22 protein-coding genes and 1 pseudogene are annotated in these 22,520 nt (G+C 73.7%); 9 read left to right on the forward strand and 14 right to left on the reverse strand.

Annotated features, from left to right (window positions below; all coding sequences use genetic code 11):
* Positions 1-278: 278 nt before the first annotated feature.
* A pseudogene (locus tag CP968_RS22705) lies at positions 279-1,332 on the reverse strand (IS701 family transposase); the annotation flags it as partial.
* Positions 1,333-1,982: 650 nt separating this feature from the next.
* On the opposite strand from CP968_RS22705, the gene CP968_RS22710 reads away from it, so the two are divergent.
* The gene (locus tag CP968_RS22710) at positions 1,983-2,219 is read left to right on the forward strand and encodes an esterase-like activity of phytase family protein (protein ID WP_150519748.1); all 237 of its coding nucleotides are present in this window, start codon (positions 1,983-1,985) and stop codon (positions 2,217-2,219) included.
* Between the two features lie 20 nt (positions 2,220-2,239).
* Here CP968_RS22710 and CP968_RS22715 read toward each other — a convergent pair whose 3' ends face one another.
* The 3 genes from CP968_RS22715 to CP968_RS22725 all read right to left on the reverse strand — a co-directional run bounded on the left by CP968_RS22715 (position 2,240) and on the right by CP968_RS22725 (position 5,044).
* Entirely contained in the window at positions 2,240-3,619 is a 1,380-nt protein-coding gene (locus CP968_RS22715) for a carboxyl transferase domain-containing protein (protein WP_150519749.1), read from the reverse strand.
* Positions 3,620-3,623: 4 nt separating this feature from the next.
* Entirely contained in the window at positions 3,624-4,301 is a 678-nt protein-coding gene (locus tag CP968_RS22720; RefSeq protein WP_150519750.1) for a hypothetical protein, read from the reverse strand.
* A 98-nt stretch (positions 4,302-4,399) separates the two neighbouring features.
* On the reverse strand, positions 4,400-5,044 hold the full coding sequence (locus CP968_RS22725; protein WP_150519751.1) for a hypothetical protein: 645 nt from the start codon (positions 5,042-5,044) through the stop codon (positions 4,400-4,402).
* 69 nt (positions 5,045-5,113) lie between these two features.
* Between CP968_RS22725 and CP968_RS22730 the strand changes: the two genes are divergently transcribed.
* Positions 5,114-5,554 (forward strand): Lrp/AsnC family transcriptional regulator, encoded by a 441-nt coding sequence (locus CP968_RS22730; protein WP_150519752.1) that lies wholly within the window; start codon positions 5,114-5,116, stop codon positions 5,552-5,554.
* A gap of 37 nt (positions 5,555-5,591) precedes the next feature.
* Here the strand turns inward: CP968_RS22730 and CP968_RS22735 are convergent, their stop codons facing one another.
* Complete coding sequence (locus tag CP968_RS22735; protein WP_229886537.1) at positions 5,592-7,286, reverse strand: sensor histidine kinase; 1,695 nt, start codon at positions 7,284-7,286, stop codon at positions 5,592-5,594.
* On the reverse strand, positions 7,283-8,320 hold the full coding sequence (locus CP968_RS22740) for a rod shape-determining protein (RefSeq protein WP_150519753.1): 1,038 nt from the start codon (positions 8,318-8,320) through the stop codon (positions 7,283-7,285). Before CP968_RS22740 ends, CP968_RS22735 begins: the two co-directional genes overlap by 4 nt.
* 211 nt (positions 8,321-8,531) lie before the next feature.
* On the opposite strand from CP968_RS22740, the gene CP968_RS22745 reads away from it, so the two are divergent.
* On the forward strand, positions 8,532-9,242 hold the full coding sequence (locus tag CP968_RS22745) for an esterase/lipase family protein (protein WP_150519754.1): 711 nt from the start codon (positions 8,532-8,534) through the stop codon (positions 9,240-9,242).
* A 9-nt stretch (positions 9,243-9,251) separates the two neighbouring features.
* Here CP968_RS22745 and CP968_RS22750 read toward each other — a convergent pair whose 3' ends face one another.
* Positions 9,252-9,875: a hypothetical protein gene (locus CP968_RS22750; protein WP_150519755.1), complete on the reverse strand. Its 624-nt coding sequence runs from the start codon at positions 9,873-9,875 to the stop codon at positions 9,252-9,254.
* Positions 9,876-9,953: 78 nt separating this feature from the next.
* Between CP968_RS22750 and CP968_RS22755 the strand changes: the two genes are divergently transcribed.
* Positions 9,954-10,769 (forward strand): SCO2400 family protein, encoded by an 816-nt coding sequence (locus CP968_RS22755; protein ID WP_150519756.1) that lies wholly within the window; start codon positions 9,954-9,956, stop codon positions 10,767-10,769.
* A gap of 33 nt (positions 10,770-10,802) precedes the next feature.
* On the opposite strand, the gene CP968_RS22760 is transcribed toward CP968_RS22755, so the two are convergent.
* A complete protein-coding gene (locus CP968_RS22760; protein WP_150519757.1) occupies positions 10,803-11,225 on the reverse strand; it encodes a MarR family winged helix-turn-helix transcriptional regulator in 423 nt (140 codons plus the stop codon).
* A gap of 92 nt (positions 11,226-11,317) precedes the next feature.
* Here CP968_RS22760 and CP968_RS22765 point away from each other — a divergent pair, with 92 nt between their 5' ends.
* From CP968_RS22765 to CP968_RS22775, 3 genes are all read left to right on the forward strand, one after another.
* Positions 11,318-12,340, forward strand: a complete 1,023-nt coding sequence (locus CP968_RS22765) for an NADP-dependent oxidoreductase (RefSeq protein WP_150519758.1) — start codon at positions 11,318-11,320, stop codon at positions 12,338-12,340.
* A 63-nt stretch (positions 12,341-12,403) separates the two neighbouring features.
* Positions 12,404-12,826 (forward strand): organic hydroperoxide resistance protein, encoded by a 423-nt coding sequence (locus CP968_RS22770; RefSeq protein WP_150519759.1) that lies wholly within the window; start codon positions 12,404-12,406, stop codon positions 12,824-12,826.
* A gap of 102 nt (positions 12,827-12,928) precedes the next feature.
* Positions 12,929-13,777, forward strand: coding sequence for an EI24 domain-containing protein (locus CP968_RS22775; protein WP_150519760.1), 849 nt, complete (start codon positions 12,929-12,931; stop codon positions 13,775-13,777).
* Between the two features lie 85 nt (positions 13,778-13,862).
* Here the strand turns inward: CP968_RS22775 and CP968_RS22780 are convergent, their stop codons facing one another.
* Positions 13,863-14,441 carry a TetR/AcrR family transcriptional regulator gene (locus CP968_RS22780; protein WP_150519761.1) on the reverse strand — a complete coding sequence of 193 codons (579 nt, stop codon included), beginning with the start codon at positions 14,439-14,441 and terminating at the stop codon, positions 13,863-13,865.
* A gap of 182 nt (positions 14,442-14,623) precedes the next feature.
* Here CP968_RS22780 and CP968_RS22785 point away from each other — a divergent pair, with 182 nt between their 5' ends.
* The gene (locus CP968_RS22785) at positions 14,624-17,071 is read left to right on the forward strand and encodes a beta-glucosidase (protein ID WP_150519762.1); all 2,448 of its coding nucleotides are present in this window, start codon (positions 14,624-14,626) and stop codon (positions 17,069-17,071) included.
* Positions 17,072-17,180: 109 nt separating this feature from the next.
* Here the strand turns inward: CP968_RS22785 and CP968_RS22790 are convergent, their stop codons facing one another.
* A complete protein-coding gene (locus CP968_RS22790; RefSeq protein WP_150519763.1) occupies positions 17,181-18,077 on the reverse strand; it encodes an SGNH/GDSL hydrolase family protein in 897 nt (298 codons plus the stop codon).
* A 250-nt stretch (positions 18,078-18,327) separates the two neighbouring features.
* Here CP968_RS22790 and CP968_RS22795 point away from each other — a divergent pair, with 250 nt between their 5' ends.
* The gene (locus tag CP968_RS22795) at positions 18,328-18,822 is read left to right on the forward strand and encodes a DUF3145 domain-containing protein (RefSeq protein WP_150519764.1); all 495 of its coding nucleotides are present in this window, start codon (positions 18,328-18,330) and stop codon (positions 18,820-18,822) included.
* 65 nt (positions 18,823-18,887) lie between these two features.
* Here the strand turns inward: CP968_RS22795 and CP968_RS22800 are convergent, their stop codons facing one another.
* The 4 genes from CP968_RS22800 to CP968_RS22815 form a co-directional block, all read right to left on the reverse strand.
* On the reverse strand, positions 18,888-20,153 hold the full coding sequence (locus tag CP968_RS22800) for a beta-ketoacyl-[acyl-carrier-protein] synthase family protein (RefSeq protein ID WP_150519765.1): 1,266 nt from the start codon (positions 20,151-20,153) through the stop codon (positions 18,888-18,890).
* Between the two features lie 79 nt (positions 20,154-20,232).
* Positions 20,233-20,481, reverse strand: a complete 249-nt coding sequence (locus CP968_RS22805; protein WP_150519766.1) for an acyl carrier protein — start codon at positions 20,479-20,481, stop codon at positions 20,233-20,235.
* Positions 20,482-20,535: 54 nt separating this feature from the next.
* Positions 20,536-21,540, reverse strand: coding sequence for a ketoacyl-ACP synthase III (locus CP968_RS22810; protein ID WP_150519767.1), 1,005 nt, complete (start codon positions 21,538-21,540; stop codon positions 20,536-20,538).
* A 19-nt stretch (positions 21,541-21,559) separates the two neighbouring features.
* Positions 21,560-22,477 carry an ACP S-malonyltransferase gene (locus CP968_RS22815; protein ID WP_150519768.1) on the reverse strand — a complete coding sequence of 306 codons (918 nt, stop codon included), beginning with the start codon at positions 22,475-22,477 and terminating at the stop codon, positions 21,560-21,562.
* Between the last annotated feature and the right edge of the window lie 43 nt (positions 22,478-22,520).

Raw genomic sequence — 22,520 nt, forward strand, 5'->3', positions numbered from 1 at the left:
CTGTCCCGGAACGGCCTTACGTCAGTGCGGCTTCCTGGTCCATCTGGTGGGTTCCTTGAGAGATCGTCGCCGGTAGTGACTGCGTCGAGCCGCTGACTGGTGAGTCGGCGCCAACTCGACCAGTGCAGCAGTGTGGCCGTGGTGATGGCCGGCGCAGTGAGGACTGCAGTGAGCAGGCGGCGGATCTCCGGGACGGTCAGATGTATCGGCTCACGTTTTCGGGTCGGGTGATGCGGTTCTGTTGGCCGGTGGGGTGCCGCGCTGGCGACGGCGACGGCGGTGAGGAAGGCCAGGGCGAGCATGGCGAGGGTGATGTGCCGGTGCCATGAGGTCCAGTGCCTGACCTGGTAGTGGTCGAGCCCGACCTGGCTCTTGGCTGCCTGGAAGCACTCCTCGATGCTCCAGCGGGCACCGGCGACGCGTACCAGTTCGGCCAGGGTCACTTCGGTGGGTGACCAGCACCGGTAGAAGGCGAGTTCGCCGGTGGTCCGGTTGCGGCGGATCAGCAGATGGCGGTGGCTGCCAGCGCCGATGTGGACCCAGGCCCAGTCGTAGTGGCGCGGGCCCCTCGCACCGTTGCCAGCACTGTGCCGTTGCCAGGCCGTGGCAGGCAGACTGTCGGCGACGGTGTCCGCGCGAGCGGGGGCGCGACCCTGGTTGACCCGCACTCTCGTCGAGCAGGCGACGGCCAAAACGTAGCCGACTTCGCGTGTCTCCAGGGCGAGCCGTAGATGAGGGTCCTGTCCGTAAGCTTCGTCGCCGGTCACCCAGGATGCGGTGATCCTGGCGTCCAGCGCCGTCTCAATCATCTCCCAGGCCAGGCCAGGCGGGGCTTGGTCGCGAACTGCACGTCCTCGGGTATGCCTGCCTCGCGGCGGCGCTCGGGGTCGTTGGACCAGGAGTGTCGGGCAGGTAGAGCCGATGGTCGATCAACGCCCGTCCCCGCTCGGTGGCGTAGGCGAGGAACACGCCGACCTGTGAGTTCTCGATGCGTCCCGCGGTGCCGGTGTACTGCCGTTGCACGCCCGCCGAGGCGTGGCCCTTCTTCACGAAGCCGGTCTCGTCCACGATCGGCACCGCGCCGTCGGTGCCGAGGTGGTCGACGACACAGGCGCGTAGGTCGTCACGGACGGCATCGGCGTCCCAGCGGGCGTAACGCAGCAGGCGCTGCATCGGTCCGGGCCGGACATGGCCGACCTGTTCGGCCAACTGCCGGCAGTTCTTACGTTCGACGCCCGACAGCAGGCCGAGCAGATAGCCGCGGGCGGTCGCCCGCGGCTCCACCCGGCCGAAGCGGCCCGCAATCCGGGCCATGGCCTGGTCGAACATCATCCGCCAGCGGGCCGGATCTACGCCATGGCCCGCGGCCACCACACGATCTTCGTTTGTCCACACACCAACCGATGATCACGCGGTGGCCATACGCTCCCCAGCCGGGTCCGCAACAAGATCACGAAGTCAGATTGGAGTACTAGGACGGTTCGGCGCCGTCCGCGGGCGGCCGACGTCGCGTGGTCTCGTGTGAAGGGGGGGTCGGCGGGTGCGTTGCCTTCGTGTTGACGGGGCTTCTCTTCCGTTTTGAACAGTCATATGACTGTTCGGCAGTTGCTTCGGAACCAGCCGAACCAGCCGAACCCGCCGAACCAGGAGGAAGGCCTTCATGCGTCTTCGTGCGCTCGCCACCGCCGCGCTCTCCGGGCTGCTCGTGCCGCCCGTCGTCGCGGCGCCCCCCGGAGAGCCGGGCCTGCTCGCCGTACCTCTCCGTCGCCCGCTACTCCGACGCGCTCGACAAGACCACCGTCGACGGGCGGCTCGTCGGCGGGTCTCCGGGCTCGCCGACCGGTCGGTGCTGTTCTCGCTCAAGACCGGCCGCGGCGACACCCCGGCCGCGAAGGCCACGGCGCAGCTGCCGCTGACGGACGGCGCCGGCAGGCCGGTCGACTCCGAGGGCATCGTCGTCGGCGCTCGCGGCCGGGCCGAAGCTGCGGGTGGCGCGCAAGACGCTGCTCGGGGACTTCGACGACTGCCCCACCCTCGGCGCACCGTCCAAGCTGCCGCAGAACCACCCCCTCGTCGACAACATCGAGGGCATGGCCGTCGCCGGCCACGACGGGTACGGGCGGCTGCGGCTGCTGCTCGTCAGCGGCGACAACGAGCTGCCGCAGCAGGTGACCCGGCTGTACCGGATGGACGTACGGCTGCCCGCCCGCCGGTACTGAGCCGCACCCCGCCCGTCCGGTCAGCTCCCCCCGGCCTCCCCGGCCTCCCCGGCCTCCCCGGCCGGCCGGACCACGCCGCGGGCCACGCCCAGGTCCACCAGGTCCTGGGGCCGGACGCGCAGCTGGTCCGCCGTCGCGGGCGCGGCCTGCGGGGGCCGCTTGAGGATGGCCGCCGCCAGTTCGGGGGCGATGACGGAGAAGTAGCTGTCCGGGGTGACCCAGGTGTTGCCCGGCGCGGCCAGGGCGAGGGCGCCGCCCGAACCCCCCTCGCCGATGAGCAGGGTGGTGACGGGGACGGTGGCCGCGGCCAGGGCCGCGAAGGCGTCGGCGATCGCGGGCCCGGCGCCCGCGCGTTCGGCGGCGGCGTCGTTGGCGGCGCCCGGGGTGTCCACCAGGGTCAGGACCGGGATCCCGAGCCGGTCCGCGAGGCGCACGACGCGGGCCGCCGTGCGGTAGCCCGCAGGGCGGGTGGCCGTGCCGCACTGTGCGGCGTACGCGACGGCCCGCCCCTCCCGCAGCCCGAATCCGCACAGCATGCCCGGGTCCCGGCCGCCCGCCCGGTCCCCGGAGAGCGGGAGGCGCAGGGCGAAGTACGCGTCCAGGTAGGCCCCGGCGTGCGGCCGGTCCGGGTGGCGGGACCGGAGCACCGCGTCCCAGCCCGTCGCCGGGGGCGGTACGTCCGCCAGCGCGGCCGGGGGCGCGACGGGTCCGCCGGTGCGGGGCGCGGCCAGCACGCGCAGCCAGTCGGCGAGGGTGCCCGGGAGCTCCTCCGGGTCCACGACGGCGTCCACGTGCCCGGCCGCGAACTGGCCCTCCGCCGTGTAGGCCGCCGGGTCCGCGTCCGCCGGGCGAACGCGGGAGCCCGCGAAGCCCACCTGCGCACCGGGCAGCGCGAGCACCACGTCGGCGCCGGCGCCCAGGGTGGCCCAGCCGCCGCCGGTGGTCGGATCGCGCAGGACGGCGAGCTGGGGGAGACCGGCGGCCCGGGTCAGGACGCACTGGCGCGCCACCCGCTGGAGCTGGGTCAGGGCGAGCATGCCCTCCTGCATGCGGGAGCCGCCGGTGGCGATGAGGGAGACCAGGGGCAAGCGGTGCGCGCGGGCGTGCGCGTAGGCCGCTTCGAGCCGGTCGCCGGTCCGCTCGCCCAGGGAGCCGCCGAGGAAGCCGAACTCGAAGGAAACCACGGTGGCTTCGGCGCCGCCGAAGCGGGCGGTGCCGGTGACGACGGACTCCCCTTCACCGGTGCGGGCCGTCGCACGGGCCCGGGAGTCGTCGTACCCGCTCCAGGCCAGGGGTCCGTCCGGTGGCGACTGCCCGGCAGGGGAGGGGAGTTCGCTGAAGCTGCCGGGGTCGGCCAGGGAGTGGACGGCCGCGCGGGCCGGCAGGCGGGTCGTGGTCACGACGTCACCCTAGGGGGTGCCCCGCAGCCCCGGCAGGGGACGGGAGGGCGCGCGCCAGGGGGGCGAGGGCCGCGCCGAAGAGCAGGGCGCCGAGGGGGAGGAGGTCGAGGCTGACCGTCATGGCGGCGATGCCCAGGAACAGGACGACGGGGCACCAGGCGCCGATCCGGCGCCGGAGCGCGGGCTGCACCGTGAGCCACAGCAGGCCGACGTAGAAGAGCAGCGGGCCGACGGTGTAGACGGCGGGCATCACCCCGGGATGGCTCTGCACCTCCTCGAAGAGCCGCTGCATCTCCGAACGGTCGGCGGCGCGCAGGCCGACGACGAGGTCGATGACGCCCTGGACGGTGAGCGCGAGGGCTCCGGTCAGGCCGAGCGAAAGGCCCGCGCCGGCGCCCAGCCGGGCCGCTCGGGAGGCGGTTGCGGGGGGCGGGACGGTCAGCCGGTGCAGGCCGGTGAGGACGGCCGCGAAGAGCAGCACCGCGCTCAGCATGAAGAGGTGGCCGACGGTCCAGGCGAGGTCCGGGCCGCGGTCCGTGTCGCTCAGGCGGATGACGCCGTAGACCAGCAGGCACAAGGGCGCGGCGCGGAAGGCGGCCCGGGCGAGGGCGTCCCGGGTGGAGGCCGGGTGGCGGGTCGGACGGTGGGCCGGGCGTCGGGTGTCGCGGGGTCGTTTGGTCATGCACCGATCATTTCGGCGGGGTCGGTGCGCCCCCTCCGGGATCACCCCGGGGCCACCCCGAACCGACCCCGACCACTCGGCTAGGGGTCGTCCCCGGGTCACCCCTGGAGCGGGAGCGGGAGCGCGATCTTCAGGGCGTAGGCGGCGACGAGGCCGTAGCCGAGCCGGAACGTCCACACGCGGGCGGCGCCGGGGATCCGGCGGCCGGCGACGGAGCCGAGCACGACGAGGCCCTGCTGCCACAGGAGCGAGGCGGCGCCGACACCGGCGAGGAAGGCCGCGCCGGCCGGGCCGTCGCGGAGTGCGGCGCCCTGGGCGGTGGTCAGGGCCGCGAAGTAGAGGGCGGTGGTGGGGTTGACGGCGGTCAGGCCGGCATACCGCACGAAGACCCGCCCCGGCCCCGGCGCCTGCCCCGGGTCCTGTGCCCGCCCCGGCCCCGGCGCCCGCTCCGGGCCGCGCAGGCCGCGCAGGCCGTGTGCCGCGATGGCCAGGAGGACGGTCGCCGAGGCCAGTCGGACCCAGGCCTCGACCGGCGAGACGGCTGCGGCCGCCCACGGGCCCAGTGCGGTGGCCACGGCGGCATAGCCGAGATCGACGACCGCGATGCCCGCCGCCGCGGCCGTCGCGGTGCGGGGGGCGCTCATCGCCTCCTGGATCAGCAGCACGCTCATCGCACCCATCGGCATCGCCACGCCCAGGCCCGCGACCGCTCCCGCCAGGGCCGGTGTCATCAGTTCGCTCATGCGGGGAGGGTCGCCGCCCGGGAGCGGTCGACGGGCGCGCACATCGGCTCCGGCTGCGACAATCGCGGCATGGACCGCCTCGACAGGGAGATCCTCGGCGTCCTGCAGGCGGATGCGCGGATCTCGTACCGGGACCTCGGCGTCCGCGTCGGGCTCAGCGCCAACGCCACCGCCGAGCGGGTGCGCCGGATGCGCCGCGACGGGGTGATCCTCGGCTTCACCGCCGTGGTCGATCCGGCCGCCGACACCCGGGGCGGGCTCGTGGTCTTCATCGACCTGACCCTGCGCCAGGACACCACGAACGAGGAGTTCGAACGGCAGGCCGCCCGGCTCCCCGGGATCACCGAGGTGGTGCACGTGACGGGCGAGTACGACTACCTCGTACGGGCCCGCGCCGCCGACCCGGCCGCCCTCGACGGCCTGTTGCGCCGGCTCAAGCGGGAGGCCGGGGTGGCCCAGTCCAGCACCCGGATCGCGCTGCGGGCCGCCACCCGGCCGGGACAGCCGTAGCGCGCGCCGGGCCCGGCGCGATCCGAACGAGTCGGCCCTACAGGGCCGACTCCCACGTCGTCGTGCCCCGCTCGTCCCGCGCGTCCGGGGTGCCCGGTTCGGTGCGGCCGTCGTCCGTGACCGCCAGCCGGACCCGGGTCGGGGTGGCGTCCACCTCCACCTCGATGGAGGTGACCCGGCTGCGGCGGTGCGCGGCCGCCAGGGCGCCGCGCAGCGCGGAGAGCAGGTCGCCCGCCACGCCGTCCGGGACCAGGGCGTCGACCGCGCCCGTGAACTGGACCGACGGCTGGAAGCCGAGCAGGACCCCCGCCCCGCCCGTCTCGCGCAGCACCCGTCCCCGGAAGGTGGTCGGGGCGTCGGTCGGCGGCTGTTGGAGGGCGAAGATGGCGGTGCGGACCTCCTGGATGGTGGAGTCCAGCTCGTCGACGGCGCGGCCGAGCTCCTCGCCCACGGTGTCCCCGGACGGGGCGTTGGACGAGCGGCGGCGGGTGCTCTCCAGCATCATCTCCGTCGCGAACAGCCGCTGCACCACCAGGTCGTGCAGATCGCGGGCGATCCGGTCGCGGTCCTCGTAGACGGCCAGCTGCTCCCGGTCGTGCTGGGCGTCCGCGAGGACCAGCGCCAGCGCCGCCTGGGAGGCGAACTGCGAGGCCAGCAGCCGGTCCACCGCGTCGTAGGCCGGGCCGCCGCGCTCGCGGGGCAGGGCCAGGGTGCCGATGAGCTGGCCGCCGCTCTGCAGCGGGAGCATCATGCTGGGGCCGAAGCGCTCGCGTACGTGCGTGGTCATCCGGGGGTCCGTCGCCGAGTCGTCTATGAACACCGGCTCGCCGCCGAGCAGTTGCACCAGGACCGGCGAGCCGGGGGCGATGGCCGTTCCCACCAGGTCGCCGGGGTCGCCGTGGGTGGAGGCGGCGACGATCTCCATCCCGCCCTCGGGGGTCGGCTGGAGCACCACGCCGGCCGCGGCGTCCGCCAGCAGCCGGGCCCGCTCGGCCACGCACATCAGCGCGTCCGCAGCCGGGCGTCCGGCCAGCAGGGTGGTGGTCACGGCGGCGGCGCCCTCGATCCAGCGCTCCCGGCGCCGCGCGGTCTCGTACAGCCGGGCGTTGCCGATCGCTATGCCGGCCTGCGCGGCCAGGACGCGCAGCAGGGCGAGGTCCTCGTCGGAGAAGCCGCCGCCGCCGCGCTTCTCGGCCAGGTAGAGGTTGCCGAAGACCTCCGTGTGGACGCGGATCGGCACGCCCAGGAACGCGCGCATCGCCGGGTGGTGCGGCGGGAACCCCACCGAGCGGGGGTCCAGGGTGAGGTCGTCGAGCAGGAGCGGGCGGGGGTCGCTGATCAGGGTGCCGAGCAGGCCGGAGCGGCCGTCGGGCAGGCGGGGGATCGCGGCCCGCTCGGCCTCGGTCAGCCCGGTGGTGAGCAGTTCGGTCAGCCGGGCGCGCTCGGGGTCGACGACCCCGAGCGCGCCGTAGCGGGCCCCGCACAGCTCGGTCGCCGAGTCCACGATGTGCTGGAGGGTGGCGTGCAGCTCCAGCTCGGAGCCGACGCTGAGCACCGCCTCCAGCAGCACCGGCAGACCCGGGGGCTCCCCGCCGTACGCGCCGTACGGGTCGTGCTCGGGGCCGGCGTGCGACCCGTACGGCCGGCCGTGCCGCGCGCCCTGCTCCCGGCCGGGGGCCGCGTCGGCCTCCCGGCCGGGGCTCCGCGGGGGTTCGTGCACGGCTTTCGTCATCCGGACAGCGGGTTCAGAACCATGGGGGCGATCTTCCCTTCGAGCATCGCGCCGAGTCCCATCACGACGCACACGTCCGGCCGTTCCGCGATGGCGACGGGCATGCCGGTGGCGTCGCGCAGCTTCTGGTCCAGGCCCGGCAGCAGGGCGCTGCCTCCCACCATCATGATCCCCCGGTCCGTCAGGTCCGCGACCAGGTCCGGCGGGCAGTCCCGCAGCACCTTGCCGATGCCGTCGAGCACGGCCGTCAGCGGGGTGTGGATGGCGTCCCGCACGGCCGCGGTGTCCACGTGGACCGACCGGGCCAGGCCGGTGGCCACGTCGCGGCCGTGGATCAGCGTGGAGGCCGGGCCCTCGGCGGTGATGCCGTTGCCGTGCAGGGCGATCTGGAGCGGGCGGACGGCCTGGCTCGGCAGCATCAGCTCGTGCGCGTGGCGCAGGTGCTGGACCACGGCGTGGTCGATGGCCTCGCCGCCGACCGGGATGCGCTGGGCGGTGACGATCGAGCCGAGGGAGAGCACGGCGACCTGGGTGGCCGCGGCCCCGCACACCATGATCATCGTCGCGGTCGGCTGCTCCACGGGCAGGCCGCAGCCGACGGCCGCCGCGATCAGGGTGTCGACCAGCTCGACGCGCCGGGCGCCGAGCCCGACGAGGGTCTCCACGGTCGCCCGCTGGGCCAGCGGGTCCGCGTCGTGCGGGGTGCAGGCCGCGGCCCGCAGCCGGGGCTTGCGGCGCAGGGTGCGCCGCAGCTTCTCGCCGAGCAGGTGGCGCAGCATCCGCTGGGCCATCTCGATGTCGACGACGGTGCCGCCGGAGACGGGCCGCACGACCCGGATGTAGTCGGGGGTGCGGCCGGTCATCCGCTCGGCGAACGTTCCGACGGCGATGAGCGCGCCGGTGCGCGTGTTCACCGCGGCGACACTGGGCTCGTCCACGACGAGGCCGGTGCCCTTGACGTAGACGCGGGTCCTGGCCGCGCCCAGGTCGACGGCGACGTGGCAGCGGCGCAACTGCTCAAGACTGACGGTCACGGCGGATCCTCCCGAGAGCGCTGACGCAAGGAGACCGGCGGACTGCCGATCGCATTTCATATCATCTCGGGCATTTCGGACTATCCGCGCGTTGGGATGCTCCGGCCGTGGAGCATGACACGGCTGCATGGGGGTGGATTTCTGTACCGACAGGCAGCACCATGCGCGCACCGCACGCGCTACTCACGCGTAACAAGGTAAAGGGGAATCCATGCTGACGGCCCGCCAGAGACTGCCGGCCCTCCTGACGCTCTGCCTGGCGCTGCTGGCGCCCTTCCCGGCCCAAGCCGCCGACCGGGCACCGGCCCAAGCCGCCGACCGGGCACCGGTGCGCAATCCGGTGGTCCTCGTCCACGGTTACAACGCCGACCCGGGCGTCTGGGGCTCCCTGCGCGAGGACCTGCGCGCCGCCGGATACGCCGACTCGGAGCTCTTCTCCTGGGGCTACGACACGCACCGGTCCGTCAACGAGGTCCTCGCCGGGCAGCTCGGCGCGTACGTGGAGGAGGTCCGCCGGCAGACCGGCGCGGCCCGGGTGGACGTCGTCTCCCACTCCTTCGGCTCGCTGGTCAGCCGCTGGTACGTGAAGTTCGGCGGGGGCACGGCCACCGTCGGCCACTGGGTCTCCCTCGCCGGCCCGAACCACGGCACCTCCACCGCGTGGGCCTGTGCCCTGTGGGACCAGGCGTGCCGTGACATGACGCCCGGCTCGTACGTGGTGAAGAACCTGGCGGCGGGGGACGAGACCCCGGGCGCGGTGAAGTACGCGACCTTCTGGTCGGACTGCGACGAGGTCGTCAACCCGGACTCCAGCGTCCCGCTCGCCGGGGCCGTCAACACGCCCGTCGGCTGCCTGGACCACAACGCCCTGCTCGGCGACGACGCGACCTCGGCGGGCGTGCGCGCCTTCCTCGCCTCGTAGGGCCGGGCGCTACGGCGCCGACGCGCCCCGGCCGCCGCCCGGCGGACCGGGGGCGTCGGCCACCGCGACCGACTGGAGCAGGCCGTAGGTGAACTCCGCCACGCACGGTCGCCCCCCTGCCGCGAACCCCAGGCGCCACCGGGTCGGCGCGCTGCCCTCCATCGGCCGGACCGGGGCGAAGGCCCGCGCGACCTCGTCCACCGTCGCCGACCAGGGGCGCAGGTCGTCGAGCGATTCCAGTACGGGTCCGGGGGCGCCGGGGGCCCGCACCAGCCACTCGTTCCAGACGGCGCCGTCCGGCGCGGCCAGCACCTCGAAGCGCAGGTCGGGCCAGAGCGGGACCGGCCACAGCAGGGCCTCGCACTCCAGGTCGCCGATCCGGCGCGGTCCACGGGTTTCCGGCGGGCCGAGCACCGAGCGGTAGCGTGCCAGGGCGCCGCGCGAGCGGGGCGAGCGGACCATGGCCTGCCAGCGCTTGTTCGCCTCCCGCTGGTCCGCGAGGGAGGCGCCGAGCCGGTGGCGGGCCTCTTCGGCGAGGTCCGGCCGGAAGTCCGCCATGCGGCGCAGGAGCACCAGCTGGAAGGCGGCCGGACCGAAGGGCTGCCGGGCGGCCGGAGCGGGGTTCGCTGTCATGGAGCCCACGATTCCACACAAGATCCTTACGTTCCCGGGACACGGATGTTGCCGGGGAGCGCATAGCCTGCGGGCGCCATGAACTACTGCCCCGCCTGCCGGAGGCACCTCAACGGCGCGCTCGCGTGCGCCGGGTGCGGAACCCCGGCCGAGTACCTCGTCCCCCCGGCGCCCGTCCCGTCCGCGCCCGTCCCGTCCACACCCTCCTCGGCCGTACCGGCGGCCGACGCTCCCGGAACGGTCGGGTCCGCGACCCCGCGGCCCTCGCTCGCCGACGTCTACGCCGACTCGCTCGTCGTGCTGTCCGTACCGCACGAGCGCAGGCCCGGCGCCCGCCGCCGCGTCACGCACCGCAGGCGCCGCCGGACCGTGCTGAACGTCGGGCTCGGGCTGCTGCTCGCCACCGGCGGCGCGCTGGTGGCGGTGCGGATGGCCGCCGACGGGGAGCGCGCCGACCGCGCCGCCACGGTGGTGCTCACCGACGACGCGGGCCCGCAGCAGCCGGCCCCGCTGTCCGGGGCGCCCCAGCCCGCCGCGCCCTCGGCCGTACGGTCCGGGCAGGCGCCCGGGGCCGCGAAGTCCGCGGGGGCGGGGACGCGGACGGCCGGGGCGGCGCAGCCCTCCGCGAGCGACACGCGGTCCGCCGCGGCGCCCCCGTCCGCCTCCGCCTCCGTCCCCGCGACGTCGCAGCCGGCCGGCGTGCCCGCGCCCACCGCGTCGGCGCCGTCGCCCTCGGGGAAGCCGTCCGCGACCGGCCGGCCCAAGCCGGGCGGCTCGCCGACGGCCAAGCCGACGAAGACGGCCGCGGCCTCGCCCTCGGCGCCCGCGCCGCAGCCGACCGCGTCCCCGACGAAACCGCCGCCGTGCCCGTGGTGGGACCCGCGCTGCTGGTGAGCCCTCAGGCGCAGGCGCCCGCGGGCCGCCCGGTCAGGCCAGCATGCGCTTGAGCAGGTCGCGCAGGGCGGTCCGCTCCTGCGTGGACAGGCCCGCCAGCGGTTCGCGGGCGAAGTCCAGGGACTCGCGCAGCCGGTCCGCCGTCCGCAGCCCCTCCTCGGTGGGGGCCGCCAGCTTGACCCTGCGGTCCGCCGGGTCGGGACGGCGCTCGACCAGGCCGCGGGTCTCCAGCCGGTCGACTATGCCGGTCACGTTCGACGGCTCGCAGCGCAGCTTCTGCGCGATCCGCCGCATCGGCAGCGGCTCCATGGCCAGCAGGTTCAGCACCCGCGCCTGGGCGCCGGTGAGCTGGTGGCTGGCGGCCACGTGCTCGTACTCCGTGTGGTAGCGGGCCACCACGTCGCCGATGAGTTCGACGACCTCGACGGTCACTGGGTCTGCGCGACGACTGGGCATGCATCCAGCGTACCCATTTACTTGACAACATGAAATATCCAGGCGCATGGTTGTTTCACGTTGTGAAGCATTCCCCTCGTCAGGAGCACCACATGTCCGAGATCCCCGCCGTCAGCCGCGAGTGGCACCTCGTCCGTCGCCCGCAGGGCTGGCCCGTCGCGGAGGACTTCGCCCTCCGTGAGGTTCCGGTCTCCGCCGAGCCCGCGCCCGGCCGGATCCTCGTGCGCAACCTGCACATGTCCGTGGACCCGTACATGCGCGGCCGGATGAACGACGTGAAGTCCTACGTGCCCCCCTTCCAGCTCGACGAACCGATGCAGGGCGGCGCGGTCGGCGAGGTCGTCGCCTCCGCCGCCGAGGGCTTCGCCGTGGGCGACCACGTCCTGCACCACCTCGGCTGGCGCGAGTACGCCGAGCTCGACGCCCGGCACGCCACCAAGGTCGACGCCGCCCTCGCCCCCCTCTCCGCCTACCTCGGCGTGCTCGGCATGCCGGGCCTGACCGCCTACGCCGGGCTCTTCGAGGTCGCCTCCTTCGCCGAGGGCGACGCGGTCTTCGTCTCCGGCGCGGCGGGCGCGGTCGGCAGCCTCGTCGGCCAGTTCGCGAAGATCAAGGGCGCCTCCCGGGTGATCGGCTCCGCCGGCTCGGACGAGAAGGTGAAGCTGCTCACCGAGAAGTACGGCTTCGACGCCGCCTTCAACTACAAGAACGGCCCCGTCGGCGAGCAGCTGCGCGCGGCCGCTCCCGAGGGCATCGACGTGTACTTCGACAACGTCGGCGGCGACCACCTGGAAGCCGCGATCTCCTCCCTCAAGGTGCACGGCCGGGCCACCCTCTGCGGTGCCATCGCCGGGTACAACGACACCGAGGCCGCCCCCGGCCCCCGCAACCTGATGCAGGTCATCGGCAAGCGGCTGCGCCTCCAGGGCATCCTCGTCGGCGACCACGCCGGACTCCAGGAGCAGTTCGTCCAGGACGTGGCCGGCTGGCTGCGCTCCGGCGAGCTGCACTACGACGAGACGGTCGTCGAGGGCGTCGAGAACGCCACCTCCGCCTTCCTCGGAATGCTCCGAGGGGAGAACACCGGAAAGATGATCGTTTCTTTCACCCGTTAGGCTCACCCCACACCGTCGTGGCCGTGGGCGCGAGTCGCGACGATTACCAGGAGGATCTTCTACATGTCCATCCAGCAGTCTGACGTTCTCTACACCGCCGTCGCCACCGCCGAGAACGGCCGTGACGGTCGCGTCGCCACCAGCGACGGCAAGCTCGACGTCGTCGTGAACCCGCCGAAGGAGATGGGCGGCAACGGCGCCGGCACCAACCCGGAGCAGCTGTTCGCCGCCGGTTACAGCGCCTGCTTCCAGGGTGCGCTGGGCGTCGTCGCCCGCAACGAGAAGGCCGACATCACCGGCTCGACCGTCACCGCCGAGGTCGGCATCGGCAAGAACGACGAGGGCTTCGGCCTGATCGTCAAGATCTCGGCCTCGATCCCGAACGTGGACGCCGCCACCGCCAAGGACCTCATCGAGAAGGCCCACCAGGTCTGCCCGTACTCCAAGGCGACCCGCGGCAACATCACCGTCGAGCTCGCCGTCTGATCCAGCGGATCCCGCTGGTCACGCGTCCGACGGACGCGCGTACGCACGCGCGAAGGCCGTACTCCCGTTCGGGAGTGCGGCCTTCGCCGTAGACTGGCCCCCATGCGTGATCTTGCGGGGGGATTCCGGTACCTGCTGGCCGGACAGCGATGGGTGTTCGGGCACGGCCGGTGGTTCGGCTTCGGGCTGCTGCCCGGCCTGCTGGCCTTCGTGCTGTACCTCGGGGCCGTGATCGGCCTCTTCTACGGCGCCGACGACCTGGCCGCCTGGGCCACCCCCTTCGCCGACGGCTGGTCCTCGCCCTGGCTCGGACTCTTCCGCGGCCTGCTGAGCGCCCTGGCCGTCTGCCTCGGCCTCTTCCTCGCGGTCATCACCTTCACCGCCGTGACCCTGCTGATCGGCCAGCCCTTCTACGAGTCCCTCTCGGAGCAGGTGGACCGCAGCGAGGGCGGGGACGTGCCCGAGTCGGGGCTGCCCCTCTGGCGCGAGCTGTGGATCTCGGCCCGCGACAGCGTGAAGGTGCTCGTCCGGGTCCTGCTGTACGGCCTGCTGCTCTTCGCCCTCGGCTTCGTCCCGGTCCTGGGGCAGACCGTGGTCCCGTTCCTCGGCTTCTGCGTCTCCGGGTACTTCCTGACCCAGGAGCTCACCGCCGTCGCCCTCCAGCGCCGCAAGGTGGACCTGCCCGAGCGGCTGCGGCTGCTGCGGTCCCGGCGGATGACCGTGCTCGGCTTCGGCGTGCCGCTGGTGCTGGCCTTCCTGGTGCCGCTGGTCGCCGTGCTCCTGATGCCGGGCGCCGTGGCCGGGGCCACGCTGATGGCCCGCGACCTGATGCCCGACCCCGCGGCCGACCCCGCGGCCGGCCCCCGCGACGGCGAGGACCGGGCGGACGGGCACCGGCCGGCCGCGCCCACCGCGCCCGCCCCCGGCTTCGGCCCCCCGCCGGTGTACTAGGAGCCCGTACGGGAATCCCCTGCCCCGAGCCCGGACCGGGAGCCCGGACCGGGAGCCGCCCCGACGGCCCGGGCGCGCCGGCCGGTCAGCGGGCGGCGGGCCCCCGCAGCAGGGTCAGGAAGGAGCGGAACGCGGCCGGCATGTCCACCGACTCCGGGGCCAGCAGCCACTGGTACTGCAGGCCGTCCATCACCGCGGTCAGCAACGGCGCCGCCTCCTGCGGGGTCAGGCCCGACGGGAGCCGCTCCCCGAACTCGGCGCGCAGGACCGCGGCCATCTCGGAGCGGACCTGCGCGTACCGCTCGGTGAAGAACTCCCGCGCCGGGTGCCCGTCGGTGACGCTCTCGCCCAGCAGCGCCGAGAAGGTCTGCACGATGCCCGGCCGCATGGCGTTGTAGTCCACCAGCGAGGCCAGCAGCTCCAGTCGCCAGGTCTCGGCCGCCGCGCGGGAGCCGCCGCCGGTGTCCCACCGGTCGCGCTCCTCCAGTACGGCGACCAGCAGCGCCTCCTTGGTCGGGAAGTAGTGCAGCAGCCCCTGCTGGGTCAGGCCCACGCGCTCGGCGACCGCGCCCAGGGACGCCCCCCGGTAGCCGCGCTCCGCGATCACCTCGACGGCGGCCCGGACGATCTCCCCGCGCCGCTCCTCGCTCCTCGCCCTGGCCATCGCCCCGACACCCCTTCCGTCCGCCCTCGTCCGCGGCCGCCACGGCCGCCAGCAGACCGTACGCCATGCACCGAGAATAACGAAATGGTCACGAACCCTACCGTTCACCAGGGAACGGGTCCACGATGGGCTCGACCGCACCGCGCAAGCGCACGCACCGCACCCGATGAGGAGGCACGGCCGTGACCGATGCCGAACAGGCCCGTGACCAGGTCCGCGAAGACGCCGTCGAGGCCGCGCTCGGCGCGCTCGACCTCGACACCAAGACCCGGCTGCTGGCCGGCCAGGACATGTGGTCCCTGCCCGCCGTGCCCGAGATCGGGCTGGGCTCCCTGGTGATGTCCGACGGCCCCGTCGGCGTGCGCGGCGTGCGCTGGACCGCCGACGACCCGTCCGTCGCCCTGCCCTCCCCGACGGCCCTCGCCGCCGCCTGGGACCCCGCACTGGCCCGCCGCGCGGGCCGCCTGCTGGCCCAGGAGGCCCGCCGCAAGGGCGTCCACGTCCTCCTCGCACCCACGGTCAACCTGCACCGCTCCCCCCTGGGCGGCCGCCACTTCGAGTGCTACTCCGAGGACCCGTACCTGACCGGCGCGATCGGCAGCGGCTACGTGAACGGGGTCCAGGACGGCGGCGTCGGCACCACGGTGAAGCACTTCGCCGGCAACGACGCCGAGACCGAGCGGTTCACCGTCGACAACGTCATCGCCCCGCGCCCGCTGCGCGAGCTCTACCTCGCCCCCTTCGAGGCCATCGTCGCCAACGCCCACCCCTGGGGCATCATGACCGCGTACAACCAGGTCAACGGCGTTTCGATGACCGAGAACCGCCACCTGGTGAACGAGGTCCTGCGCGCCGAGTGGGGCTTCGACGGCTACAACGTCTCCGACTGGATGGCCGCCCGCTCCACCGCCGGCGACATCGAGGGCGGCCTCGACGTTGCCATGCCCGGCCCGACCACCGTCTACGGCCCCGCGCTCGCCGCCGCCGTCCGCGCCGGCGAGGTGCCCGAGTCCGCCGTCGACGGCGCCGTCCGCAACGTCCTGCGCCTGGCCGCCCGCGTCGGCCTGCTCAAGGGCGCGCCCGCCGTCGTCGCCGAGCCGCCGTCCGGCATCGACGGCCAGGCCCTCGCCCGCGAGCTCGCCGTCCGCGGCTGCGTCCTCGTCCGCAACGAGGGCGGCGCCCTGCCGCTGGCCCCCGGCCGCACCGTCGCCCTCCTCGGCGCCGCCGCCCGCGACGCCCGCGTCCTCGGCGGCGGCTCGGCCACCGTCTTCCCCGAGCGGGTCGTCTCCCCGCTCGACGGCCTCACCGCCGCGCTGCCCGACGGGGCGCTCACCTACGCGGTCGGCGCCGATCCCTCCGACGAGCTGACCCCGGCCGACCAGGGCTTCGTGCTCCGCGCGGTCTGCCGCGACGCCTCCGGCGCCGTCCTCGGCGAGGGCAGCCTGCCGACCGGCCAGGTCCAGTGGATCGGCGACGACCTGCCCGCGGGCGCCGCGTACGAGACGATGGCCAGCATCGAGGTCACCGGTACGTTCCTGCCGCGCGAGAGCGGCGAGCACGCCTTCGGCACCCGCGGACTCGGCGCCTTCACCCTCGCCGTCGGCGGCGAGACCCTGTGGGACGGCGTCCAGGAACTCGGCAACGAGGCCGACCCCTTCGAAGCCTTCTTCGGCGCCCCCAGCGAGCGCGCCCGGACCACCCTCACCGCCGGCGAGCCCGTGGAGGTGTCGCTGACGTACCAGGTGCCCGACATGAGCGCGCTGCCGCTCAAGGCCGTCATGTTCTCCTTCCTGCACCTGGGCCCGCGCCGCGACCCCGACGAGCTCATCGCCGAGGCCGCCCGGGCCGCGGCCGCCGCCGACACGGCCGTGGTCGTCGTCGCCACCACCGAGCGCGTGGAGTCCGAGGGCTTCGACCGCACCGGCCTGGGCCTGCCCGGCCGCCAGGACGACCTGGTGCGCGCGGTCGCGGCCGCCAACCCGAACACCGTGGTCGTCGTCAACGCCGGCTCGCCGGTCGAGCTCCCGTGGCGCGAGGACGTGGCCGCCGTCCTGCTCACCTGGTTCCCCGGGCAGGAGGGCGGGGCCGCCCTGGCCGACGTGCTCCTCGGCGCGGCCGAGCCCGGCGGCCGGCTGCCCACCACCTGGCCCGCCCGGCTCGCCGACGCGCCCGTCACCGAGGTCGTCCCCACCGAGGGGCGCCTGGAGTACCGCGAGGGGCTCTTCATCGGCTACCGGGCCTACGAGAAGCACGCCGTCGTCCCCGCCTTCCCCTTCGGGCACGGCCTGGGGTACACGGACTGGACCTACGACTCCCTGGAGGCCGGCGCCGACACCGTCCGGGTCCGCCTCACCAACACCGGCACCCGGCCCGGCCGCGAGGTCGTCCAGGTCTACCTGGCCCCGGTGGCGGACGGCGTCGAGCGGCCCGCGAGCTGGCTGGCGGCCTTCGCGGGCGTCGAGGCGGGCCCCGGCGAGAGCGTCGAGGCCGAGATCGCCCTGCCCGCGAGGGCCTTCGAGATCTGGGACGAGGCAGCCCGCGGCTGGCGGCGGATCGGGGGCACCTACGAGGTCCGCGCGAGCCGCTCCCACACCGACACCCGGCTGACGGCCGCGGTCGACATCGTGTGACGCGCCGACACGACACACCGGCAGGAAACGACTGAAGCCGGATTGGCCGGAAATCACCCAAGAACCGGACCGGGAGCGGGCCCTGACACCCGCTCCCGGTCCGTCTGCGTCAACGCGGCGCGTCGGCGGCCGTCACCTGACGGTGGGCCAGTTCCGCGAGCCGCGCCTGTCCGTCCCGGCCCGGATGGAACCAGTCCCAGCGGCTCAACTGTTCGGTTCCGAAGGGGTACTGGAACACCGCTCCACCGTCGTACCGGCACAGCGGATCCTTCGCGCAGACCTCGCGCAGCACCTCGTTGTACTCGACCACCCGCGCCCGCACCTGCTCGCGCCGGGCCGTCGGCCCCGTCGCCGCCGACAGCGGATCGGCCAGCATCGACTGGCAGATGCCCAGGCTCCAGATCTTGCGCACCATCGGGTCGTCCTTGCCCTGCTCCCACAGCCGCTGGAGGTCCGGCACGCTGGAGACGTACACCTGGGAGGCGGGAGAGGCGGCCCGCAGCCCCGCGAGGGCCTGCTCGAAACCGGACCGGAACTCCGCCACCGGAGTCATCGACGAAGCCGTGGGCCGGCAGGCGTCGTTCGACCCCACCATGACCGTGACCAGGCCGGGCTTGTGCGCTGCGGCCCCGGCGAGCTGGGCCGGCAGGTCCGCCATCCGCGAGCCGGTCACCGCGAGGTTCCAGCTCCTGGTCGCCGCGCCGGCGTCCCCGAGCAGCCGCGCGGCCAGGGAGCGGACCGCCGGATCGGTGCCGGTGGCCCACGACACCTCGGGGCAGTCGGCCAGCACCGAACAGGCGTCGAAGCCCCGCGTGATGGAGTCGCCCACGGCCGCGACGGAGGCGGGTGCCGTGTTCCAGCGGGGTGCGGACTGCGCACCGCGCTCGCCCTGCCCCCCGGATCCGCCGAGACCGCACCCGCTCACCGACCCGGCCAGCAGGGCCGCCGCCGCTCCCGCGCCCGCGAGGGTCCGGCGCGCGCGGCGGCGCGGGGCGGTGGTGCGCATCGGGTGGTCCCCTCCTCGTCGCCCCCGTGCCGTGCGGGGGCGTCCTGCTGAGTGAAAGCTCGGTGTTCGACGGTCCTGGAGCGACCGTACGTCACACCGGGACCCCTGACGCGCGGTAGCTTTTTCCCGTGGCGTTTCAGCCGCAGGTTCCGTAGCGCAATGTCAAATAATTTCCGTTACATTACATCACGTCACATACTGTCCGTTTTCTGGAGTTTATTCCCGACCTCGTCCCATACTGGAGGTCCCGGTGACGACACGTGGAGTCCTGTACGTGCACTCCGCACCGCGCGCGCTCTGCCCGCACGTGGAATGGGCTGTAGCGGGTGTGCTCGGGGTGCGGGTGAGCCTCGACTGGATCAGGCAGCCCGCCTCCCCCGGCACGTGGAGAGCCGAGTTCTCCTGGCGGGCCGAAGCGGGCACCGCCTCGAAGCTCGCCTCCGCACTGCGCGGCTGGCACCTGCTGCGCTTCGAGGTGACCGCGGAACCCTGCCAGAGCGCCGAGGGCGAGCGCTACAGCTCCACCCCGGAGCTCGGCATCTTCCACGCCGTCACCGGCATGCACGGTGACATCCTGATCCCCGAGGACCGGCTGCGCGCCGCCGTCGCCCGCTCGGCGCACGGCGAGACCGAGCTGGAGGCGGAGATCGCCAAACTGCTCGGCAAGCCCTGGGACGACGAACTGGAGCCCTTCCGCCACGCCGGCGAGGGAGCCCCCGTCCGCTGGCTGCACCAGGTCGTCTGAGCGGCCCGCACGACGCGAGGGCCCCGACCGGCGGTCGCCGGTCGGGGCCCTCGCGTCGTACGGGATCAGACGCTGCGGAACGCCAGCGTGACGTTGTGGCCGCCGAAGCCGAAGGAGTTGTTGATCGCCGAGATCGGGCCGTCGGCCGGCAGCTTGCGCGGCTCGCCGACGATGATGTCCGCGTCGATGTCGTCGTCCAGCTCGTCCACGTTGATGGTCGCCGGAGCCAGCCGGTGGTACAGCGCCAGCACGGTCGCGACGGTCTCGATGCCGCCGGCGCCGCCCAGCAGGTGGCCGGTCATCGACTTGGTCGCGGAGATCGCGATGTGGTCGAGATCGTCGCCCAGCACCTTGCGCAGCGCCTTCAGCTCCGCCGTGTCACCCTGCGGCGTCGACGTGGCGTGCGCGTTCAGGTGGACCAGCTCGGCCGGGTCCAGGCCCGTGTTGTCGAGCAGGTTCTGCACCGCGGCCGCGACACCGCGGCCGGTCGGCTCGGGCTGCGCGATGTGGTGGCTGTCCGCGGACAGGCCCTGGCCCAGCACCTCGCAGTAGACCCGGGCACCCCGCGCGGCCGCGTGCTCGGCCGACTCCAGGATCACGACGCCGGCGCCCTCGCCGAGGACGAAGCCGTCACGGGCCTTGTCGTACGGGCGGGAGGCCTGCTCCGGGTGCTCGTTGTTCTTCGACATCGCCATCATGTTGGCGAACGCCGCGATCGGCAGCGGGTGGATCGCCGCCTCCGTGCCGCCGGCGACGACCACGTCGGCGCGGCCGGTACGGATCATCTCGACCGCGTAGCCGATGGCCTCGGCACCCGACGCGCAGGCGCTGACCGGAGTGTGCACGCCCGCCCGGGCGTTGACCTCCAGGCCGACGTTGGCCGAGGGGCCGTTCGGCATGAGCATGGGGACGGTGTGCGGGGAGACCCGGCGCACCCCCTTCTCCTTCAGCACGTCGTACTGGTCGAGCAGGGTGGTCACGCCGCCGATGCCGGAGGCGATCACGGTGCCCAGGCGCTCGGGGGTGATGACCCCGTCCTCGCCGGCCGGGGCGGTGTAGCCGGCGTCGGCCCACGCCTCGCGCGCCGCGATGACGGCGAACTGCGCCGAGCGGTCGAGCTTGCGGGCCAACGGGCGCGGCAGGACCTCACCCGGGTCCACGGCGGCCGGGGCGGCGATGCGGACCGGGAGTTCGGCGAAGCGCTCGCCCTCCAGGGGCTTTACGCCGGAACGGCCGGCAAGCAGACCTTCCCAGGTCGAAGCGCTGTCGCCACCCAGCGGAGTGGTTGCGCCGATACCGGTGACGACCACGGTGCGATTGGTCGGGCTCACAGGAATTCTTTCTCCACGTCTCAGGGGGTGCTGAATTGTCACGGCGCCACCGCCAGGTGGCGACAAACGCTCGTCAGGCTCAGGCCTGGTGCTTCAGGATGTAGTCGGCCGCGTCGCCGACCGTCTTGAGGTTCTTGACGTCCTCGTCCGGGATCTTGACCTCGAAGCGCTCCTCGGCGGCGACGACGACCTCGACCATGGACAGCGAGTCGACGTCCAGGTCGTCGGTGAAGGACTTGTCGAGCTGGACGTCCTCCTGCGGGATGCCGGCGATCTCGTTGACGATCTCCGCGAGACCTTCGAGGATCTCTTCCTGCGTGGCGGCCATGTGGCGCTCCTTCTATGGATAACGGGGTGTAACGGGCCGGATGGTATCCGGGCCCTAGGGGAGGGTAACGACCGTGGCGGCGTAGACGAGTCCCGCCCCGAAGCCGATGACGAGCGCGGTGTCGCCGCTCTTCGCCGCTCCGGTCGCCAGGAGCCGCTCCATCGCGAGCGGGATCGAGGCGGCCGAGGTGTTGCCGGTGGTCTCCACGTCCCGGGCGACCGTGACGTGGTCGGGCAGCTTCAGAGTCTTCACCATCGAGTCGATGATCCGCATGTTCGCCTGGTGCGGAATGAAGACGTCCAGATCCTCCGCGGTGATCCCGGCCGCGTCGAGCGCCTGCTGGGCCACCTTGGCCATCTCGAAGACGGCCCAGCGGAACACCGCCTGGCCCTCCTGCGTGATGGCCGGAAACTTCTCGCCGCCGTCCGCACCGCGGTACTCGTCCCACGGCACGGTCTGCTTGATGGTGTCGGACTTGTCGCCCTCCGAACCCCACACCGTGGGGCCGATGGCCGGTTCGTCCGAGGGGCCGACGACCACGGCCCCGGCACCGTCGCCGAACAGGAAGGCCGTCGCGCGGTCCTCCAGGTCGGTCAGGTCGGAGAGCCGCTCCACGCCGATGACCAGCACGTACTGCGCGGAACCCTCGACCACCAGGCCCTTGGCCAGGGTCAGGCCGTATCCGAACCCGGCACAGCCGGCCGAGATGTCGAACGCGGCGGGCTTGCCCGCGCCGATCCGGTGCGCGATCTCGGTCGCGACGGCCGGGGTCTGCTTGAAGTGCGAGACCGTCGAGACGATCACGGCACCGATCTGCTCGGGCGAGACGCCGGCATCGGCCAGCGCCTTGCCCGAGGCCTCCACCGACATCGCGGCGACGGTCTCCTGGGGCGAGGCCCAGTGCCGCGTCGCGATGCCCGAACGGGACCGGATCCACTCGTCGGAGGAGTCGATCGTCTCCAGGATGACCTCGTTGGGCACCACCCGGGTCGGGCGGTACCCGCCGACCCCGAGGATGCGGGCGTACGGGGAGCCCTTGGCCGGCTTGATCTTGGACATGCTGTGTGGGCTCCTTCTCTCAGGCCGTCTGCTCGGCAACGAGCGCAGCGGCCTTGTCGAGATCGTCCGGGGTCTTCAGAGCCACGCTCGGCACACCCTTGAGCGCGCGCTTGGCCAGACCCGTCAGGGTGCCACCGGGGCAGAGCTCGACGATCCCCGTGACGCCCAGCTGGGCGAACGTCTCCATGCACAGGTCCCAGCGGACCGGATTGGCGACCTGGCCGACCAGGCGGGCGACGACGTCGGCACCCGTGGCGACGACGAGGCCGTCCTTGTTCGACACGTACGCGAGCGCCGGGTCCGCCGGGGAGAGGGCCTCGGCGGCCTTCTCCAGCACGGTGACCGCGGGCGCCATGTGGTGCGTGTGGAAGGCGCCCGCGACCTTGAGGGCGACGACCTTCATGGCACCCTCGGGCTTCTCGGCGACCAGGGCGTCGATCTGCTCCGTGGTGCCGGCGGCCACGATCTGGCCCGCGCCGTTGATGTTGGCCGGGGTCAGCCCCAGCTTCTCCAGATGGGCGACGACCACGTCCCGGTCGCCGCCGAGGACCGCGGCCATGCCGGTCTCGGTGACCGCGGAGGCCTCGGCCATGGCCAGGCCCCGCGTGCGGACCAGCCGGAGCGCGTCCGTCTCGGACAGGACGCCCGCAAAGGCGGCCGCGGTGATCTCGCCGACGCTGTGGCCCGCCACGGCGCCGAAGGCCGCGGGGGAGCCGAGCGAGGCCGCGGACAGCAGACCCGCGGCGACCAGCAGCGGCTGGGCCACCGCCGTGTCGCGGATCTCGTCGGCGTCGGCGTTCGTGCCGTAGTGGGCGAGGTCGAGCCCGATGGCGTCCGACCAGGCGGCGACGCGGTCAGCGGCGCCGGGCAGGTCGAGCCAGGGAGTCAGGAAGCCGGGCGTCTGAGCGCCTTGGCCGGGAGCGACGAGTACGAGCACCCTCACACTCTCTCTTGTCGAGGGTCCCTGGCGCCCGTGGGGA

This window comes from Streptomyces subrutilus (genome assembly GCF_008704535.1).
In the GTDB taxonomy this organism is placed as follows: Bacteria; Actinomycetota; Actinomycetes; order Streptomycetales; family Streptomycetaceae; genus Streptomyces; species Streptomyces subrutilus.

Excerpts from the sequence above, each read along its gene's own strand:
- CP968_RS22720 (WP_150519750.1), bottom strand. The coding sequence starts at position 4,301 with ATGACCAAACGACCCCGCGACACCCGACGCCCGGCCCACCGTCCGACC.
- CP968_RS22725 (WP_150519751.1), bottom strand. The coding sequence starts at position 5,044 with ATGAGCGAACTGATGACACCGGCCCTGGCGGGAGCGGTCGCGGGCCTG.
- CP968_RS22730 (WP_150519752.1), top strand. The coding sequence starts at position 5,114 with ATGGACCGCCTCGACAGGGAGATCCTCGGCGTCCTGCAGGCGGATGCG.
- CP968_RS22735 (WP_229886537.1), bottom strand. The coding sequence starts at position 7,286 with ATGACGAAAGCCGTGCACGAACCCCCGCGGAGCCCCGGCCGGGAGGCC.
- CP968_RS22745 (WP_150519754.1), top strand. The coding sequence starts at position 8,532 with ATGCTGACGGCCCGCCAGAGACTGCCGGCCCTCCTGACGCTCTGCCTG.
- CP968_RS22750 (WP_150519755.1), bottom strand. The coding sequence starts at position 9,875 with ATGACAGCGAACCCCGCTCCGGCCGCCCGGCAGCCCTTCGGTCCGGCC.
- CP968_RS22755 (WP_150519756.1), top strand. The coding sequence starts at position 9,954 with ATGAACTACTGCCCCGCCTGCCGGAGGCACCTCAACGGCGCGCTCGCG.
- CP968_RS22760 (WP_150519757.1), bottom strand. The coding sequence starts at position 11,225 with ATGCCCAGTCGTCGCGCAGACCCAGTGACCGTCGAGGTCGTCGAACTC.
- CP968_RS22765 (WP_150519758.1), top strand. The coding sequence starts at position 11,318 with ATGTCCGAGATCCCCGCCGTCAGCCGCGAGTGGCACCTCGTCCGTCGC.
- CP968_RS22770 (WP_150519759.1), top strand. The coding sequence starts at position 12,404 with ATGTCCATCCAGCAGTCTGACGTTCTCTACACCGCCGTCGCCACCGCC.
- CP968_RS22775 (WP_150519760.1), top strand. The coding sequence starts at position 12,929 with ATGCGTGATCTTGCGGGGGGATTCCGGTACCTGCTGGCCGGACAGCGA.
- CP968_RS22780 (WP_150519761.1), bottom strand. The coding sequence starts at position 14,441 with ATGGCCAGGGCGAGGAGCGAGGAGCGGCGCGGGGAGATCGTCCGGGCC.
- CP968_RS22790 (WP_150519763.1), bottom strand. The coding sequence starts at position 18,077 with ATGCGCACCACCGCCCCGCGCCGCCGCGCGCGCCGGACCCTCGCGGGC.
- CP968_RS22805 (WP_150519766.1), bottom strand. The coding sequence starts at position 20,481 with ATGGCCGCCACGCAGGAAGAGATCCTCGAAGGTCTCGCGGAGATCGTC.
- CP968_RS22810 (WP_150519767.1), bottom strand. The coding sequence starts at position 21,540 with ATGTCCAAGATCAAGCCGGCCAAGGGCTCCCCGTACGCCCGCATCCTC.